This is a genomic window from Mesorhizobium sp. ORM8.1 (assembly GCF_053005525.2).
This window is the reverse complement of record NZ_CM132600.1, coordinates 7,304,061-7,318,149: the sequence shown is the minus strand read 5'-3', so window position 1 is coordinate 7,318,149 and position 14,089 is coordinate 7,304,061. Positions and strand designations below refer to the sequence as shown.

14 protein-coding genes are annotated in these 14,089 nt (G+C 62.4%); 6 read left to right on the top strand and 8 right to left on the bottom strand.

Annotated features, from left to right (window positions below; all coding sequences use genetic code 11):
- The first annotated feature begins 8 nt into the window (after positions 1-8).
- From ACVDG8_RS36480 to ACVDG8_RS36465, 4 genes are all read left to right on the top strand, one after another.
- The gene (locus tag ACVDG8_RS36480) at positions 9-737 is read left to right on the top strand and encodes a glycerophosphodiester phosphodiesterase (protein ID WP_447252806.1); all 729 of its coding nucleotides are present in this window, start codon (positions 9-11) and stop codon (positions 735-737) included.
- A gap of 55 nt (positions 738-792) precedes the next feature.
- The gene (locus tag ACVDG8_RS36475) at positions 793-2,007 is read left to right on the top strand and encodes a GNAT family N-acetyltransferase (RefSeq protein WP_447252805.1); all 1,215 of its coding nucleotides are present in this window, start codon (positions 793-795) and stop codon (positions 2,005-2,007) included.
- 114 nt (positions 2,008-2,121) lie between these two features.
- Positions 2,122-2,556, top strand: coding sequence for an HIT family protein (locus ACVDG8_RS36470; RefSeq protein WP_447252804.1), 435 nt, complete (start codon positions 2,122-2,124; stop codon positions 2,554-2,556).
- A 107-nt stretch (positions 2,557-2,663) separates the two neighbouring features.
- On the top strand, positions 2,664-3,746 hold the full coding sequence (locus tag ACVDG8_RS36465; protein WP_447252803.1) for a phosphatase PAP2 family protein: 1,083 nt from the start codon (positions 2,664-2,666) through the stop codon (positions 3,744-3,746).
- Here the strand turns inward: ACVDG8_RS36465 and ACVDG8_RS36460 are convergent.
- The 4 genes from ACVDG8_RS36460 to ACVDG8_RS36445 all read right to left on the bottom strand — a co-directional run bounded on the left by ACVDG8_RS36460 (position 3,743) and on the right by ACVDG8_RS36445 (position 7,823).
- Positions 3,743-4,384 (bottom strand): chloramphenicol phosphotransferase CPT family protein, encoded by a 642-nt coding sequence (locus tag ACVDG8_RS36460; RefSeq protein WP_455707461.1) that lies wholly within the window; start codon positions 4,382-4,384, stop codon positions 3,743-3,745. The genes ACVDG8_RS36465 and ACVDG8_RS36460 overlap by 4 nt on opposite strands.
- 15 nt (positions 4,385-4,399) lie before the next feature.
- Positions 4,400-6,883 (bottom strand): ATP-dependent Clp protease ATP-binding subunit ClpA, encoded by a 2,484-nt coding sequence (gene clpA, locus ACVDG8_RS36455; RefSeq protein ID WP_447252802.1) that lies wholly within the window; start codon positions 6,881-6,883, stop codon positions 4,400-4,402.
- A gap of 6 nt (positions 6,884-6,889) precedes the next feature.
- Positions 6,890-7,216: an ATP-dependent Clp protease adapter ClpS gene (gene clpS, locus ACVDG8_RS36450; protein WP_165350036.1), complete on the bottom strand. Its 327-nt coding sequence runs from the start codon at positions 7,214-7,216 to the stop codon at positions 6,890-6,892.
- A gap of 277 nt (positions 7,217-7,493) precedes the next feature.
- The gene (locus ACVDG8_RS36445; RefSeq protein ID WP_447252801.1) at positions 7,494-7,823 is read right to left on the bottom strand and encodes a phasin family protein; all 330 of its coding nucleotides are present in this window, start codon (positions 7,821-7,823) and stop codon (positions 7,494-7,496) included.
- 290 nt (positions 7,824-8,113) lie between these two features.
- Here ACVDG8_RS36445 and ACVDG8_RS36440 point away from each other — a divergent pair, with 290 nt between their 5' ends.
- The gene (locus ACVDG8_RS36440; RefSeq protein WP_447252800.1) at positions 8,114-9,556 is read left to right on the top strand and encodes an SPOR domain-containing protein; all 1,443 of its coding nucleotides are present in this window, start codon (positions 8,114-8,116) and stop codon (positions 9,554-9,556) included.
- Positions 9,557-9,598: 42 nt separating this feature from the next.
- On the opposite strand, the gene ACVDG8_RS36435 is transcribed toward ACVDG8_RS36440, so the two are convergent.
- The 3 genes from ACVDG8_RS36435 to ACVDG8_RS36425 form a co-directional block, all read right to left on the bottom strand.
- Positions 9,599-10,297: a DnaJ domain-containing protein gene (locus tag ACVDG8_RS36435; RefSeq protein WP_447252799.1), complete on the bottom strand. Its 699-nt coding sequence runs from the start codon at positions 10,295-10,297 to the stop codon at positions 9,599-9,601.
- A gap of 122 nt (positions 10,298-10,419) precedes the next feature.
- Positions 10,420-10,857 carry a DUF1489 family protein gene (locus ACVDG8_RS36430; RefSeq protein WP_447252798.1) on the bottom strand — a complete coding sequence of 146 codons (438 nt, stop codon included), beginning with the start codon at positions 10,855-10,857 and terminating at the stop codon, positions 10,420-10,422.
- An 84-nt stretch (positions 10,858-10,941) separates the two neighbouring features.
- A complete protein-coding gene (locus ACVDG8_RS36425; protein ID WP_447252797.1) occupies positions 10,942-12,345 on the bottom strand; it encodes an L-serine ammonia-lyase in 1,404 nt (467 codons plus the stop codon).
- A gap of 199 nt (positions 12,346-12,544) precedes the next feature.
- Between ACVDG8_RS36425 and ACVDG8_RS36420 the strand changes: the two genes are divergently transcribed.
- Positions 12,545-13,264, top strand: a complete 720-nt coding sequence (locus tag ACVDG8_RS36420) for a DUF599 domain-containing protein (protein WP_447252796.1) — start codon at positions 12,545-12,547, stop codon at positions 13,262-13,264.
- Here ACVDG8_RS36420 and ACVDG8_RS36415 read toward each other — a convergent pair.
- Positions 13,237-14,034 (bottom strand): YdcF family protein, encoded by a 798-nt coding sequence (locus ACVDG8_RS36415; protein WP_447252795.1) that lies wholly within the window; start codon positions 14,032-14,034, stop codon positions 13,237-13,239. The genes ACVDG8_RS36420 and ACVDG8_RS36415 overlap by 28 nt on opposite strands.
- Between the last annotated feature and the right edge of the window lie 55 nt (positions 14,035-14,089).

Genomic DNA, 14,089 nt, shown 5'->3' with positions numbered 1-14,089 from the left:
GGCCTGTTATGACCGATCTTTCCTGGCTGATTGCCCGCCCGGTCGCGCATCGCGGCTTTCACGACATGAACAAGAAGCGCTGGGAGAACACGCTGTCGGCCTTCGCCGCTGCCGTCGAGCGCGGCTATGCGATCGAATGCGACGTGCATATCTCGTTGGACGGCGTTCCCGTCATCATCCATGACGGCGACCTCAAGCGCCTGACCGGCCAGGACGGCTTCATCTGGCAGCGTACGGCCGCTGAGCTGACGGCCCTCAAGATCGGCAGCACAAATGACCATATCCCGACGCTGCAGGAAGCGCTCGACCTGATCGGCGGCCGCGTGCCACTCGTCGTCGAGTTGAAAGGCGTTCCCGGCCATGACGGGGGCCTGGTGGCGAGCGTCGGCCGCTTGCTCAAGCGCTACAAGGGCAAGGTGGCGATCATGTCGTTCGACCATTGGCTGATCCGCGATTTCGCCAGGGACGCGCCCGGCATTCCGGGTGGGCTGACCGCTTATGGCAAGGACAACCAGCTGGTCGAGGCGCATTTCGCCATGCTCGCGCACGACCTCGCCTTCACGTCTTACGCCGCTGGCGACTTGCCCAATCCCTTTGTCAGCTTCGTGCGCGAAAAGCTCAAAATGCCTGTCATCACCTGGACGGTGCACGACCAGCCGGCGGTGGACCTAACCTTCAAATATGCCGACCAGATGACCTTCGAAGGCTTTGAACCCGATATGGTGAAAGTTGCCTGAATGAAGTGCCTCAAACGTGACTTGTAGCGGCCCGGACGAAGCTTAAATAAGCCCCATGGATCAAGGCGACGACGACGATGGACAGGCAGCGGATGCGGACTATGCGGTCCGCATCGCGGCCGGCATCGGCGCGTTCACCTGCGAGGAATGGAACAGCTTTGCCGGAACCACCCGCGACGACAAGGAAAACGGCTACAACCCGCTCGTTTCATTCGCTTTTCTGAGCGCGCTGGAGGAGTCCGGTTGCGCCGTGCGGCGCACCGGCTGGCAAGGCCACCACCTGAGGTTGGAGACAGCGCAGGGCAGATTGCTCGGCGCGGTGCCATCCTATCTCAAATCGCACAGCCAGGGCGAATATGTCTTCGACCATGGCTGGTCGGATGCCTTTGAGCGCGCCGGCGGGAGCTATTATCCCAAACTGCAATGCTCGGTGCCGTTTACGCCTGTCACCGGCCCTCGCCTGCTGGTCGGCAAGAACGAGGACGCCGGCGCCGTCAAGGCCGGCCTCGCGGCGGGTCTGAAACTCGTCACCGACAAGCTCGGCGTTTCTTCAGCGCATGTCACCTTCGCCACCGAATCCGACGTCGCGACGCTGGAAGCAGCCGGCTTCCTGCACCGCACCGACCAGCAGTTCCATTTCTTCAACGAAGGCTTCTCGACCTATGACGACTTCCTCGCCACGCTTGCCTCGCGCAAGCGCAAGGCGATGAAGAAGGAGCGCCGCGAGGCGCTGGCCGACGGAATCTCGATCGACTGGCTGACCGGCAAGGACATCACCGAGCGCGCCTGGGACGATTTCTACGCTTTCTACATGGACACCGGCGGCCGCAAATGGGGCCGGCCCTATCTCAACCGCAAATTCTTCTCGCTGATCGGCGAGCGCATGGCCGAGGACATCCTGCTGGTGATGGCCAGGCGCAACGGCCGCTACATCGCCGGCGCTATCAACTTCATCGGCTCGGACGCGCTCTACGGCCGCAACTGGGGCTGCATCGAGGACCATCCGTTCCTGCATTTCGAGGTCTGCTACCACCAGGCGATCGACTTCGCCATCGAACGCAAGCTGAAGGTGGTGGAGGCCGGCGCGCAAGGCGAGCACAAGCTGGCGCGCGGCTACCGCCCCGTGACTATGCACTCGGCGCACTACATTTCCCATCCCGGCCTGCGCAACGCCGTCGCCGACTATCTGCGCCGCGAACGGCGCGAGGTCGAGCGGATGAGCGAATATCTCGAAGAGCACACGCCCTTCCGCAAGGATCTCGAGGAGTAGCCTCTTGCGATAGACGGCATGCCAACCTGCGTGCGGCGGATCGGCCGCAATCGCCTTGCCGCTCCGATGTGGCTTCGCTACACCAGAAGACGAGCACAAATGGAGCCTCCCGCCATGGCCGAAGCCTATGATCCCGGCAACATCTTTGCAAAAATCCTGCGCGGCGAAATCCCGTCGCACCGCGTCTACGAGGATGACGCCGTCGTCGCCTTCATGGATGTGATGCCGCAAGGCCCCGGCCACACTTTGGTAGTGCCGAAAGCACCGTCGCGCAACCTGCTCGACGCCGACCCGGCAACACTCGGTCCATTGTTCGCGGTCGCGCAGAAGGTCGCGGTGGCCGTGAAAAAGGCCTTCAATGCTGACGGCGTCACGCTCATGCAGTTCAACGAGCCCGCTTCGGGGCAGACCGTCTACCATCTGCATGTCCATGTCATTCCGCGCTTCGACGGTATCCCCCTCAAACCTCACACGGGTGCGATGGAAAAGCCGGAAGTGCTGGCACGGAACGCCGAAACGATCCGCACCGTCCTGCGTGCGCGATTTTAAGTCTTTGTAAACCGAGCGATGATCTCGACGCCTGTGCCACCGTCGGCGATTTCTTTTTAATAATCTTTCAAATCCTCTTGAGGCACTTGTCTCGCGAGGGACATTCGATGCAAGATATCTCCGAAGCTATAGACAGGCGGTTTGGTGCCAGGGTCGAAGGCGCCTTTTCAAACCTTCTGGTCGATGCATTTTTTCGACACCGCACTGTTCATGCGGTTGCACTGTTTACTCTTGGATTGGGTTTTGTGGTCGGCGGCAGAGTTGGAAACCTGCCGGATTTCGGATTACTTTACGAATACGCCTTCTATCTGGTCGTGTACTTCTGGGTCGCCGGATGCGCATACGCGACCTTCCGGTTGATCTGGCTGGCGTTTGTCGATCGTGCCAAGTCACCGCTCCGCATGTTGTTGCTTCCGCTCCAGCAGATGCTGACCGATCGAAACCGCATTGCCAACGGCGCGAACGGCCTTGCCGCGATGCTGATTTTTATGTCGGGCTTCGTGGTGCTGAAAGGAGCTATCGCGCTGCTGGTGCCTTTCTCGTGGGACCAGACCCTCGCGCAATTCAGCGCCGGCCTGCATTTCGGCCGCGCTCCCTACCATTGGCTCTGGTGGATCGTTGAAAGTCCGCCGGCCGTTCACTTTCTCAATTTCTGCTACAATTTCTGGTTCGCCGTGCTGGTCGCAATGGTTTTTTCAAGCGTCGCCGCCGCCCGCGACTCGTTGCTGCGCCATCAGTTTCTGCTCAGCTTCATGCTGGTCTGGTTGGTTGGCGGCTTCTTCATCGCCATGGCATTCTCATCCGCGGGCCCGTGCTTTTACGCAAGGCTCGACCTTGGCGATCTGTATCAGCCGTTGATGGACGCGCTCCAATCGGCGAACCGCCAGTATCCCATCTGGGCATTGTCCGCGCAGGACAGGTTGTGGAGCGGCTATTCGGGTTCACCTTCGGGAACCATGGGCATATCCGCATTCCCCTCCATTCACGTCGCGACGTCGGTGCTCTTTGCTCTCTACATGACGCGGCTGTCCACCAGCCTAGGCATCGTGATGTGGATATTCGCAGCCACAATCATGCTCGGTTCCGTGGTGCTTGGCTGGCACTATAGCGTTGACGGCTACGCAGGCGCGCTTATTGCCGTCGCGATCTGGAAAATCACCGGCAGAGCATTGGCGCGGACGAACGCCTAATTTGCCGCTTGGACGCTCTTGAGATGCTGCCGTATTGCATCCGCGCACTGCACGGAGCTCAAAAGCGATGTGTCGACTTCCAGATCATAAACGCCAGGCCGGTGCACCGCTTCCTGCCACAGACGCACCGGCAAGGGCACAGGATCGTCCGAGGAGCCGGTGACATAGCCTTGGCCCGCAGCGCTGGCGGCACGCCGTTCCATGATGGTCTCGATCGGACAGCGAACACCGACAAACAGCACCGGCAGACCGGCAAGCCGACGCGCACAATCAACCAGGCAGTCGAGCGGCTTCGAATAGGCGTCGTGATGGCCGACATCCGTCACCACATTCAGCCCCAGCCGGCTATGGGCAGCGATCGACTCGTAGAGGGCGGCGTACAGACGCGGCACGAAAACTTCGAGATCGGGGCGCTCGCCGCCAGGGCGCAATCCTATTCCCGGACGAAGTCGCGGAGGTGTGACCTGCTCATAACTGTCGACGCCCAGATTCATCCAGGGGCCATCGAAGCTCTCTTGGATAGCCCGAGCGATGCTCGACTTTCCCGAGCGCGGGGCGCCGTTGAGGATGATGATCTGGCCAGGTTTCACGCGCTCTCCTTGCAACAGAAAAGCCCCGTCGCCGGGGCTTTTCTTCATTCAAAGGAAGGGCTTTCAGCCCTTGCGCGGCAATTGCGGCACCAGGCTTCGCTTGCCGCCATCCTTGCCCTTGGGCTCCGGCTTGCCCTTCGGCTCCGGCTTGTGCGCCACGGCCTTCTTGGCGACCGGCTTCTTGGTCACCGCCTTCTTCGACTGGGGTGCGTCTTCCGGGTCTTCCTGCTTGGGCCGCACCGGCGCTTCGTCGGCCAGCGATTCGAGCTTCAGGCCGGTCTCGCCGGTTTCCTTCTTCTCGACGGTGACCCGCACCGTGCCGCCCTTCTTGAGCTTGCCGAACAGCACCTCGTCGGCCAACGGCTTTTTGATGTGCTCCTGGATCACCCGGCCGAGCGGCCGCGCGCCCATGCGCTCATCATAGCCCTTGTCGGCGAGCCAGGCGATCGCCTCCGGCGACAGGTCGAAGGTGACGCCACGCTCGGAAAGCTGCGCCTCGAGCTGCATGACGAACTTCTGCACCACCTGATGGATCACCGGCACCGGCAGCGAGCCGAACGGGATGATCGCATCGAGACGATTGCGGAACTCCGGCGTGAACAGCCGGTTGATCGCCTCGACATCGTCTCCTTCGCGCTTGGTCGAGCCGAAGCCGATTGCCGCGCGCTGCGCATCCGACGCACCCGCATTGGTGGTCATGATCAGGATCACGTTGCGGAAGTCGATCTGCTTGCCGTTGTGGTCGGTCAGCTTGCCGTGGTCCATCACCTGCAACAGGATGTTGAACAGGTCCGGATGCGCCTTCTCGACCTCGTCGAGCAGCAGCACGCAGTGCGGATGCTGGTCGACGCCGTCCGTCAACAGGCCGCCCTGGTCGAAGCCGACATAGCCGGGAGGCGCGCCGATCAGCCGCGAAACGGTGTGGCGCTCCATATATTCCGACATGTCGAAGCGGATCAGCTCGACGCCGAGCGAAGCGGCAAGCTGCTTGGCGACTTCGGTCTTGCCGACGCCGGTCGGACCCGAGAACAGATACGAGCCGATCGGCTTTTCCGGTTCGCGCAGGCCGGCGCGCGCCAGCTTGATCGCCGAGGTCAGCGCGGTGATGGCCGTATCCTGGCCATAGACGACACGCTTCAGCTCGATATCGAGACCCTGCAGCACCTTCTCGTCGTCGGCCGAAACGGTCTTCGGCGGGATGCGCGCCATGGTGGCGATCGTCGCTTCGATCTCCTTGATGCCGATCGTCTTCTTGCGCTTGGCCTCCGGCACCAGCATCTGCGATGCGCCGGTCTCGTCGATCACGTCGATCGCCTTGTCCGGCAGCTTGCGGTCGTTGATGTAGCGCGCCGACAGCTCCACCGAGGCCTTGATCGCCTCGCTGGTGAACTTCACCTTGTGGAATTCCTCATAATAGGGCTTCAGGCCCTTCATGATCTCGATGGCGTCCTCGATGGTCGGCTCGTTGACGTCGATCTTCTGGAAGCGCCGCACCAGCGCGCGGTCCTTCTCGAAGAACTGGCGAAACTCCTTGTAGGTGGTCGAGCCGATGCAGCGGATGGCGCCCGAAGACAGCGCCGGCTTCAACAGGTTCGACGCATCCATGGCGCCGCCCGACGTGGCGCCGGCGCCGATCACGGTGTGGATCTCGTCGATGAACAGCACCGCGCCCGGATAGTCCTCGAGCTCCTTGACGACCTGCTTCAGCCGCTCCTCGAAATCGCCGCGATAGCGGGTGCCGGCCAAAAGCGTGCCCATGTCGAGCGCGAAGATGGTGGCGTCCTGCAGCACTTCCGGCACATCGCCTTCGACGATGCGCTTGGCGAGGCCCTCGGCGATCGCCGTCTTGCCGACGCCAGGGTCACCGACATAGAGCGGGTTGTTCTTGGAGCGGCGGCACAGCACCTGAATGGTGCGGTTGATCTCGCTCTCACGACCGATCAGCGGATCGATCTTGCCGGCCCGCGCCTTGTTGTTGAGGTTGACGCAATAGGCCGTCAACGCGTCCTGCTGCTTCTTCTTGCCGTTTTCCTCCTGCGGCTCGGCGCCGTTCTGGCCGCCTTGCTCATCCTCGGCGCCGCGCGGGGTGCGCGACTCCGAAGCGCCGGGGCGCTTGGCGATGCCATGCGAGATGTAGTTGACCGCGTCGTAACGGGTCATCTGCTGTTCCTGCAGGAAATAAGCGGCGTGGCTTTCGCGCTCGGCGAAGATGGCGACGAGCACGTTGGCGCCGGACACTTCCTCGCGGCCGGACGACTGCACGTGGATCACGGCGCGCTGGATGACGCGCTGGAAGCCGGCGGTCGGCTTGGAATCCTCGTCGTAACCGGTGACGAGGTTGTCGAGCTCGGTGTCGATATAAGTCAGAACAGTGTGCTTGAGCTCGTCGAGATCGACGTTGCAGGCGCGCATCACGGCGGCGGCCTCGGTGTCGTCGATCAGGGCAAGCAGCAGGTGTTCGAGCGTCGCATACTCATGATGCCGCTCGTTGGCGAATGTCAGCGCCTGATGTAGCGCCTTTTCCAGGCCTTGGGAGAAAGCCGGCATGTTACCTCACTTCTTCTCCATCACGCATTGCAGCGGATGCTGATTCTGTCGGGCGAAATCCATGACCTGAGACACTTTGGTCTCGGCCACCTCGAATGTATAGACCCCGCACTCGCCCACTCCATGATTGTGAACATGCAGCATGATGCGTGTGGCGGCCTCGCGGTCCTTCTGGAAAAAACGCTCCAGGACGTGAACCACGAACTCCATGGGCGTGTAGTCGTCGTTAAGGATGAGGACCCGATACAGGCTGGGTTTCTTGGTCTTGGTTTTGGTGCGCGTAATCACAGCGGTGCCGCGACCGGGATCGTTGCGGTCACCGTCATTTTGCATTCGCACCGCGAGTGCCGTGGCAGTCGAGCCGATCGTCACGTAGTCAAGCCTTTTCAGATCCTCGTGCGAGTTCCACATGTAGGTGCTCGATGAACGATTTTAAGCCCTTTAGGTTAGCTGACAATATGGCTAGGTGGGCAAACCTCAGTGATTTTCTCAATCGTGAATGCGGTAAGGTGCGGGCGGTTGCGCAAAGGCATGAAAAAACCCGGCCGCGCTGACGCGACCGGGTCTTTTTCATAGGCCGGTTGGCCTTATTCGATGATGTCGGGCGAAATTACTTCGCCTTGGCGACGACCGATTCGAACGGCTTGTAGGCTTCCTTGGCGAGCTCGGCATAGAGATTGCCGATCTTGCTGGCTTCGGCGACGAAGCTCTCATAGCTCTGCTTGGCGTAGTCGGTCTGGATCTCGACGGCCTTCTCGATCGACTTGGCCGAGAACAGCTTCTCGACAGCGGCGCTGCCGGCTTCGAAGCTTTTCTTGGTGTATTCGCCAGCTTCGGTGGCGATCGCCTGCGCGCCCTTGGTAAGCGAGGCGAAGCTCTTCAGCCCGGTGTCGGCGAAGTCCTTGCCGTATTTCGTGAAGTCCTCATAGGTCTGGGTCATTTCATTCTTCCCTTGGGTTTGAAACGCCCTTTTTGGCCCCGGGCGCCCTTGTGCGGTGCACCTCAATATATTGTGCGCTGCACAAAAGTCAAGAATCCCTTGGCCTGCAGGGGCTTCAGCGCCGGCGGCCGGTAAAAATCGATTAAAGAAAAGCTCGATTTGCCGAAAAATGGTGAACACGGCGGTTACCATAAACGGATTGGTAACGCTGGCCGCGATAGCTTGGCCGGAAGCGAGGTTGGCACTCCCTTTGCCACCTCCGGGGCAACGAAAATTCAGGGTAAGTAGCGGTGCGTCAGGCGTTGACGGGGTTCGTCTCCAAATCTTCCTTCTCTCTCAAGGCGATCATGATCGCCGTGTTGGCGGTGACGGTCATTGCCGCCGATGTCGGCTCGGCTCTTGCCGCGCGGTCGTCGGCCATCGTCATCGATGCCAAGACGGGCAAGGTGCTCTATTCGGCCGACGCCAATGGCCGGCGCTATCCGGCGTCGCTCACCAAGATGATGACGCTCTACCTGACATTCGAGGCGATGGCGAAGGGCAGGATCAGCAGGAACACACCGGTTCCGTTTTCCGCCCATGCATCCGCCGAGGCGCCAACCAAGCTCGGCGTGCGCGCCGGCAGCTCGGTTCCCGTCGAGATCGCGATCCTGTCGATCGTGACCAAATCCGCCAACGATTCGGCCACCGCGCTCGGTGAGTTGCTCGGCGGCAGCGAGGACAATTTCGCGCGTATGATGACGGCCAAGGCGCGCCAGCTCGGCATGAACGGCACCGTCTTCCGCAACGCCAACGGCCTGCCCGATCCCGGCCAGTTCACCACCGCTCACGACATGGCGATGCTGGGCATCGCGCTGCGCGAGCATTATCCGCAATATTACGGCTACTTCTCGCAGCGCTCCTTCCTCTACGGTCGCCAGCGCATCAACGGTCACAACCGCCTGCTCGGCCGCATCAAGGGCGTCGACGGCATCAAGACCGGTTACACCCGTGCTTCCGGCTTCAATCTCGTCTCTTCCGTCGCCGATGGCGACCGCCGCCTCATCGCGGTGGTGATGGGCGGCACCTCCGGCCGCAGCCGCGACAACCAGATGGCTTCGCTGATCACCACCTATATGCCGCGCACCTCGACCCGCGGCAGCGGCAACCTTATTGCCAAGGCCGGTGGCGACAACCCGATCAAGGCTTTGGCCAAGGTCTTCCTGCCGAAGCAGGACGCTCCGACCCCGGACGCCAAGCCGGCGACCGACGACACCGTCGTCGCCTCGGCTGATGACGGCCAAGACGACACCCAGCAAGTCGATACCCAGCAAGTCGCCGAGGAGACCAAGCCTGTTCTCCAGGTCAAGAAGGTGAAGACGATCGCGGTCGCCGCCATGGCGCCGGCTCCCAAGGCTGAGCAGGCGACGTCGCAAGCCGTCACCGCTTATGCCGAGCCGACGCCTGCCGCGCCGGCGATCGACCCCGTCAAGACGTCGTCGGTTCCGTCGGGTTGGGTGGTGCAGGTCGCTTCCTCGCCGACCAAGTCCGGCGCCGAAGCCTTGCTCGACAAGACCAGCAAGCAGGCGCCGAGGATCCTGGCGGACGCATCGGGTTTCACCGTCGCCTTCGACAATGACGGCACCACCTACTACCGGGCCCGCTTTGGCGGCTTCGGCTCGAAGGACGCGGCCTGGAAGGCCTGCGATGCGCTCAAGCGAAAGAAAATCTCGTGCTACGCCGTCCAGCAATAGGCGGTTGTTGAAAACTCCCGGAAAGTTCAGCGTCGAAGGAGACTAGTCGTGATTGGAGAGCAGGACGTCCTTGGCTTCATTGATCCGCGCCGCCAGGACAGACGTGCCGCCGACATCGGCGTTCAGGCGTTGCATCAGGCGGCGGTGCGCCTTGCGGATATCCGCCGCGGCAGCCCCCGCTTCAAGACCAAGGATCTTGTAGGCCTCCTGCTTAGTCATGGCGCCCGCACCTGGCGCAACACCCAGCCCTTCGCCACCGTGCGGCTGCGCGTCCTTGCGCCAAACGGGAAAACGGCCGTCAAGATACGTCTCTAGGAGCTGCCGGCTTTCCGGGTCGGGACTGAGCTCGCCATAAAGCTGGTGCAGGTCGGCGATGCCCATGGCGCCGAGCATCTTGCCTTCGTAACGCCCGGCCAGGACGAGACCCTCGAGCTTGCCGCTGTCGTGATCGAGATCCATTTCGAGCGCCGCTGTGCGCACCGTCGAGTGCTTGACGGCCGCCGCCCTTGCCGCCGGTCGCCTGGTGCGTATCCAGCCGACCCAGGCCAAAGCCGCAAGCAGAAGCAATCCGCCGATAAGGCTGCGGCCGAAAATCAGCATCGGCGCGCCGACAAGGCCGAGCAACGCAGGCCCAAGCGATCTCAGGCTGTCCGCGATCCTTGCCGGATCGGCCCGCACGAACAGCACAGCGGCGCCGAATAGCACCACAAGCAAAGCCGCAAATGCGAGGATCACGCCCATCGGTTTGTGCCACCATACGGATGAGTGAGCATGACAATGAGGATGGGGCTTGGGTCCACTCCTTGCAAGCCCCACATCGAACGAGCCGAAGGGCCAGCGACAACTCGCTGCTGGTGCCGGCCTTACAACAGGCCGAGCTCGGCGAGTTCCAGCCGCAGCTTCGGCGGCATCTCGGCGAACGCTGCCCTGCCCTTGCCGAGGTCGACCGGAGCATCGGCAGGCTTCAGGTAGCGCCAGCCCTGGAAGGCGCGGCGCGGCTGCCAGTCGGTGCGCACAACCTGGGGATCGAGCATCAGATGGCAACGGCCGATGCCTTCGTCGTCGGTGAAAGGCCGGATTTCGGTGATCAGTTGCCGGCACTGGACATTGCCTTTGATCACCCAATAGAGCGAGCCGCCATCGGTGATCTCGCCGCCGCGCGTCGGCACCATGCGGGTAGTGTGCCAGTGCTCGGCCGGCTCGCCGGCGCGGCGCCGCTCATCGAGACGGAAGGCAATCCACTCTTCCAGGTCCTCGACGCTGTCGCAGCCGACGCAGAGTTTTAGGAGATTGAGAGCCATGCCCCAAGATTTAGCCGCCGGGGCCAAGCCGTCAACGCCTTGAAGGACTTCTCCACAGGGCCAGCCTAGGGTGAAAGTGGGGCCTCAGCACTCCACGACATTGACCGCCAGCCCGCCAAGGCTGGTTTCCTTGTACTTCTCGTTCATGTCGAGGCCGGTCTGGCGCATGGTCTCGATCGCGGCGTCGAGCGGCACGAAATGGGTGCCGTCGCCCTTGATGGCAAGCGAAGCGGCCGTCACCGCCTTGACCGCGCCGAGCGCGTTGCGTTCGATGCAAGGCACCTGCACCAGGCCGCCGACCGGGTCGCAGGTCATGCCGAGATGGTGCTCGAGCGCGATCTCGGCGGCGTTCTCGACCTGCTCGGGCGTGCCGCCCATGACGGCGCAAAGCCCCGCCGCCGCCATCGCCGAAGCCGACCCCACCTCGCCCTGGCAGCCGACCTCGGCGCCCGAAATCGAGGCGTTGGATTTGATGATGCCGCCGACAGCGGCTGCGGTAAGCAGGAAATCGCGGATGCTCGGCTGGTCGGCCTCGGGATGGAAATGCAGCCAGTAGCGCAGCACGGCCGGCAGCGTGCCGGCAGCACCGTTGGTCGGCGCGGTAACGACGCGGCCACCGGCGGCATTCTCCTCGTTGACCGCCATGGCGTAGATCGACAGCCAGTCATTGGCAAGCAACGGGTTGGGTTTGTTTTGCTGCCACTGCTCCTGCAGCTTGTCATGCAGCATGCGCGCCCGGCGGCGCACTTTCAGTCCGCCCGGCATGATGCCGTCCTGCGACAGGCCGCGGTCGATGCAGCCTTTCATGGCGGCCCAGATCGCGTCGAGGCCGTCGTCGAGCTCTTCGCGCGACATGTGCTTTTCCTCGTTGACGCGCTTCATCTCGGCGATCGAAAGCCCGCTCTTGGCCGCCATCGCCAGCATCTCGACGGCGTTCTTGAAGGGATACGGGACCTTCTTGCCCTCGGTCGTCACCGAGCCCTTCACCTTCATGCGCTGCAATTCTTCCTCGGAGACCACGAAGCCGCCGCCGATCGAATAATAGATGCGCTTGAGCAACAGCCGGTCGGAGTTGTCATAGGCATAGAAGGCCATCCCGTTGGCATGGCCGGTGAGTGGCGTCTTGCGGTCGAGCACCAGGTCCTTGGCGGGATCGAAACGGTAAGACGGATGTCCGGGCGGCGAAATGCGCTTCTCGGCGGTAATTCCGGCTACGATGCTCTCGGCTTGGTCCGGATCGACCGTCTGCGGCGTCTGGCCTGCGAGGCCGAGGATGACGGCGCGGTCCGAGCCATGACCGATGCCGGTGTAGGCGAGCGAGCCATGCAGGCTGGCGCCGATACGATCGACCGCGACACCGGCTGGCCGCGGCCAGTCGCCGGCGAGAATCTCATCGAGAAAACGGCGCGCCGCCGTCATCGGGCCCATCGTATGCGAGCTTGACGGGCCGATGCCGATCTTGAACAGGTCGAAAACCGAAAGGAACACTGGGCTTTGGTCTCCTGAGGCAGCCCCGGCACTTCACATGGGACTCGGCACTTCATATAGGAATTACAGCGATGTTTGTGCTGTTTTGTGTTTGGCGGCGCAGCATCTGCCGACCTTGTTTGCTCCGCCAGCGACATTGGACGGGCGCAAGCTTCTACAGCCCGTCGAGCGACCGCCTGCCCTGTGGTAAAAGAGGGACATGGGCGATTCACTGCATCTTTCAGCGGCTGATCTGGCGGCACTCGGCTTTTTTCTGCTGGTCTGGGTGCTGCATACATATGCCTCCGACGGCAAGCTCGTCAGCCGCGTCTCGTTGAGCAATGCAATGAACGCCCAGCGCGAGGCCTGGATGCGCAACATGGCTGAGCGCGAGGTGCGCATCGTCGATACCGCCATCATGAGCGGTCTGCAGCAAGGCACCGCCTTCTTCGCCTCCAGCTCGCTGATCGCGCTTGGCGGCTGCTTTGCGCTGCTTGGCGCTTCCGACCGGGTGCTTACCGTGCTGGCGGACCTGCCCTTCGGTGGGCTGGCATCGCGTGAGGCTTTCCAGACCAAGGTGTTCGGCCTGGTGCTGATCCTGGCCTTCGCCTTCTTCAAATTCGGCTGGGCTTACCGGCTGTTCAACTACTGCACGATCCTGATCGGCGCGGTGCCGACACCACATGGCCCAGCCTCGCGCAACCCGGTTACCGAGACAGCGGTATGGCGCGCGACGCGCATGAACGTGCTCGCCGGCAAGCATTTCAATTCCGGCCTGCGCGCCGTTTTCTTCTCGATCGGCTATCTCGGCTGGTTCGTCGATCCGGTGGTGTTCGTGCTGTCGACGCTCCTGCTCCTGGCGGTGCTGGTGCGCCGCCAGTTCTTTTCCGCCGCCCGGCAAGCCGTTATCGGTCAGCCGCCCGGCCCCGGGAAGAACTGATTGATCTTGCCCGACAACCGATAGGCGAACAGCCCGATCCATTCGCGGATCGCCATCGTGGTTGTCAGCAGCGCGTCGGACGGGTTGTCGCGATAGAAGCCAATGCCTTCCCTGCCCGACGTGCGATAATCGACCGGCCAGGCCACCGTCGGAAATCTTGCCTTGTCGAACAACGCCTTGGCGCGCGGCATGTGGAAGGCGGAGGTGACCAGCAGCCAGGTCTCGCCCGGCTTCGGCTCGACAAGCCTGCGGCTGAACACGGCATTTTCATAAGTGTTGCGCGATTTGTCCTCGAGGATCATCCGATCCGCCGAAACGCCAAGAGCGCCAAGCAATCGCGGCGCGGTGTCGGCATCGCCTTCGCCGTCGAGAAAAAGCGAGCCGTTGCCGCCCGACACGACGATTTTGGCTTGCGGGAAGCGCCGGGCGAGGATTGCCGTCTCGACCATGCGGTCGCCGCTGCTGTTCAATTCATAGCCGCCGCGCGCCAGATTGATGGCACCTTCGAAGCCACCGCCGAGCACGACGATGCCGTCGACCTTCTCCGGCAATGCCGGTTTCGGAAAGCGTTCCTCGAGCGGCGTCAGCATCATCGCGCCAAGCGACGTCCAAGCCGAGAGAGCCAGGATCAGGAAGGCGAGCACGCTACCGGTGGCGGCCAGGCGGCGCCGGCGAAACAGCACGGCCAGCAGCCCTGCAAGCAGCAGGAAGATCGCCAGGTTGAGCGGCTGGATGAAGAACCAGAAGACCTTGGACAGGATGAAAAACACGTTGAACCTTCCAGGAAAAATGTGAGCGGTTAAGTTCGGCGACTTCCCCGTAACC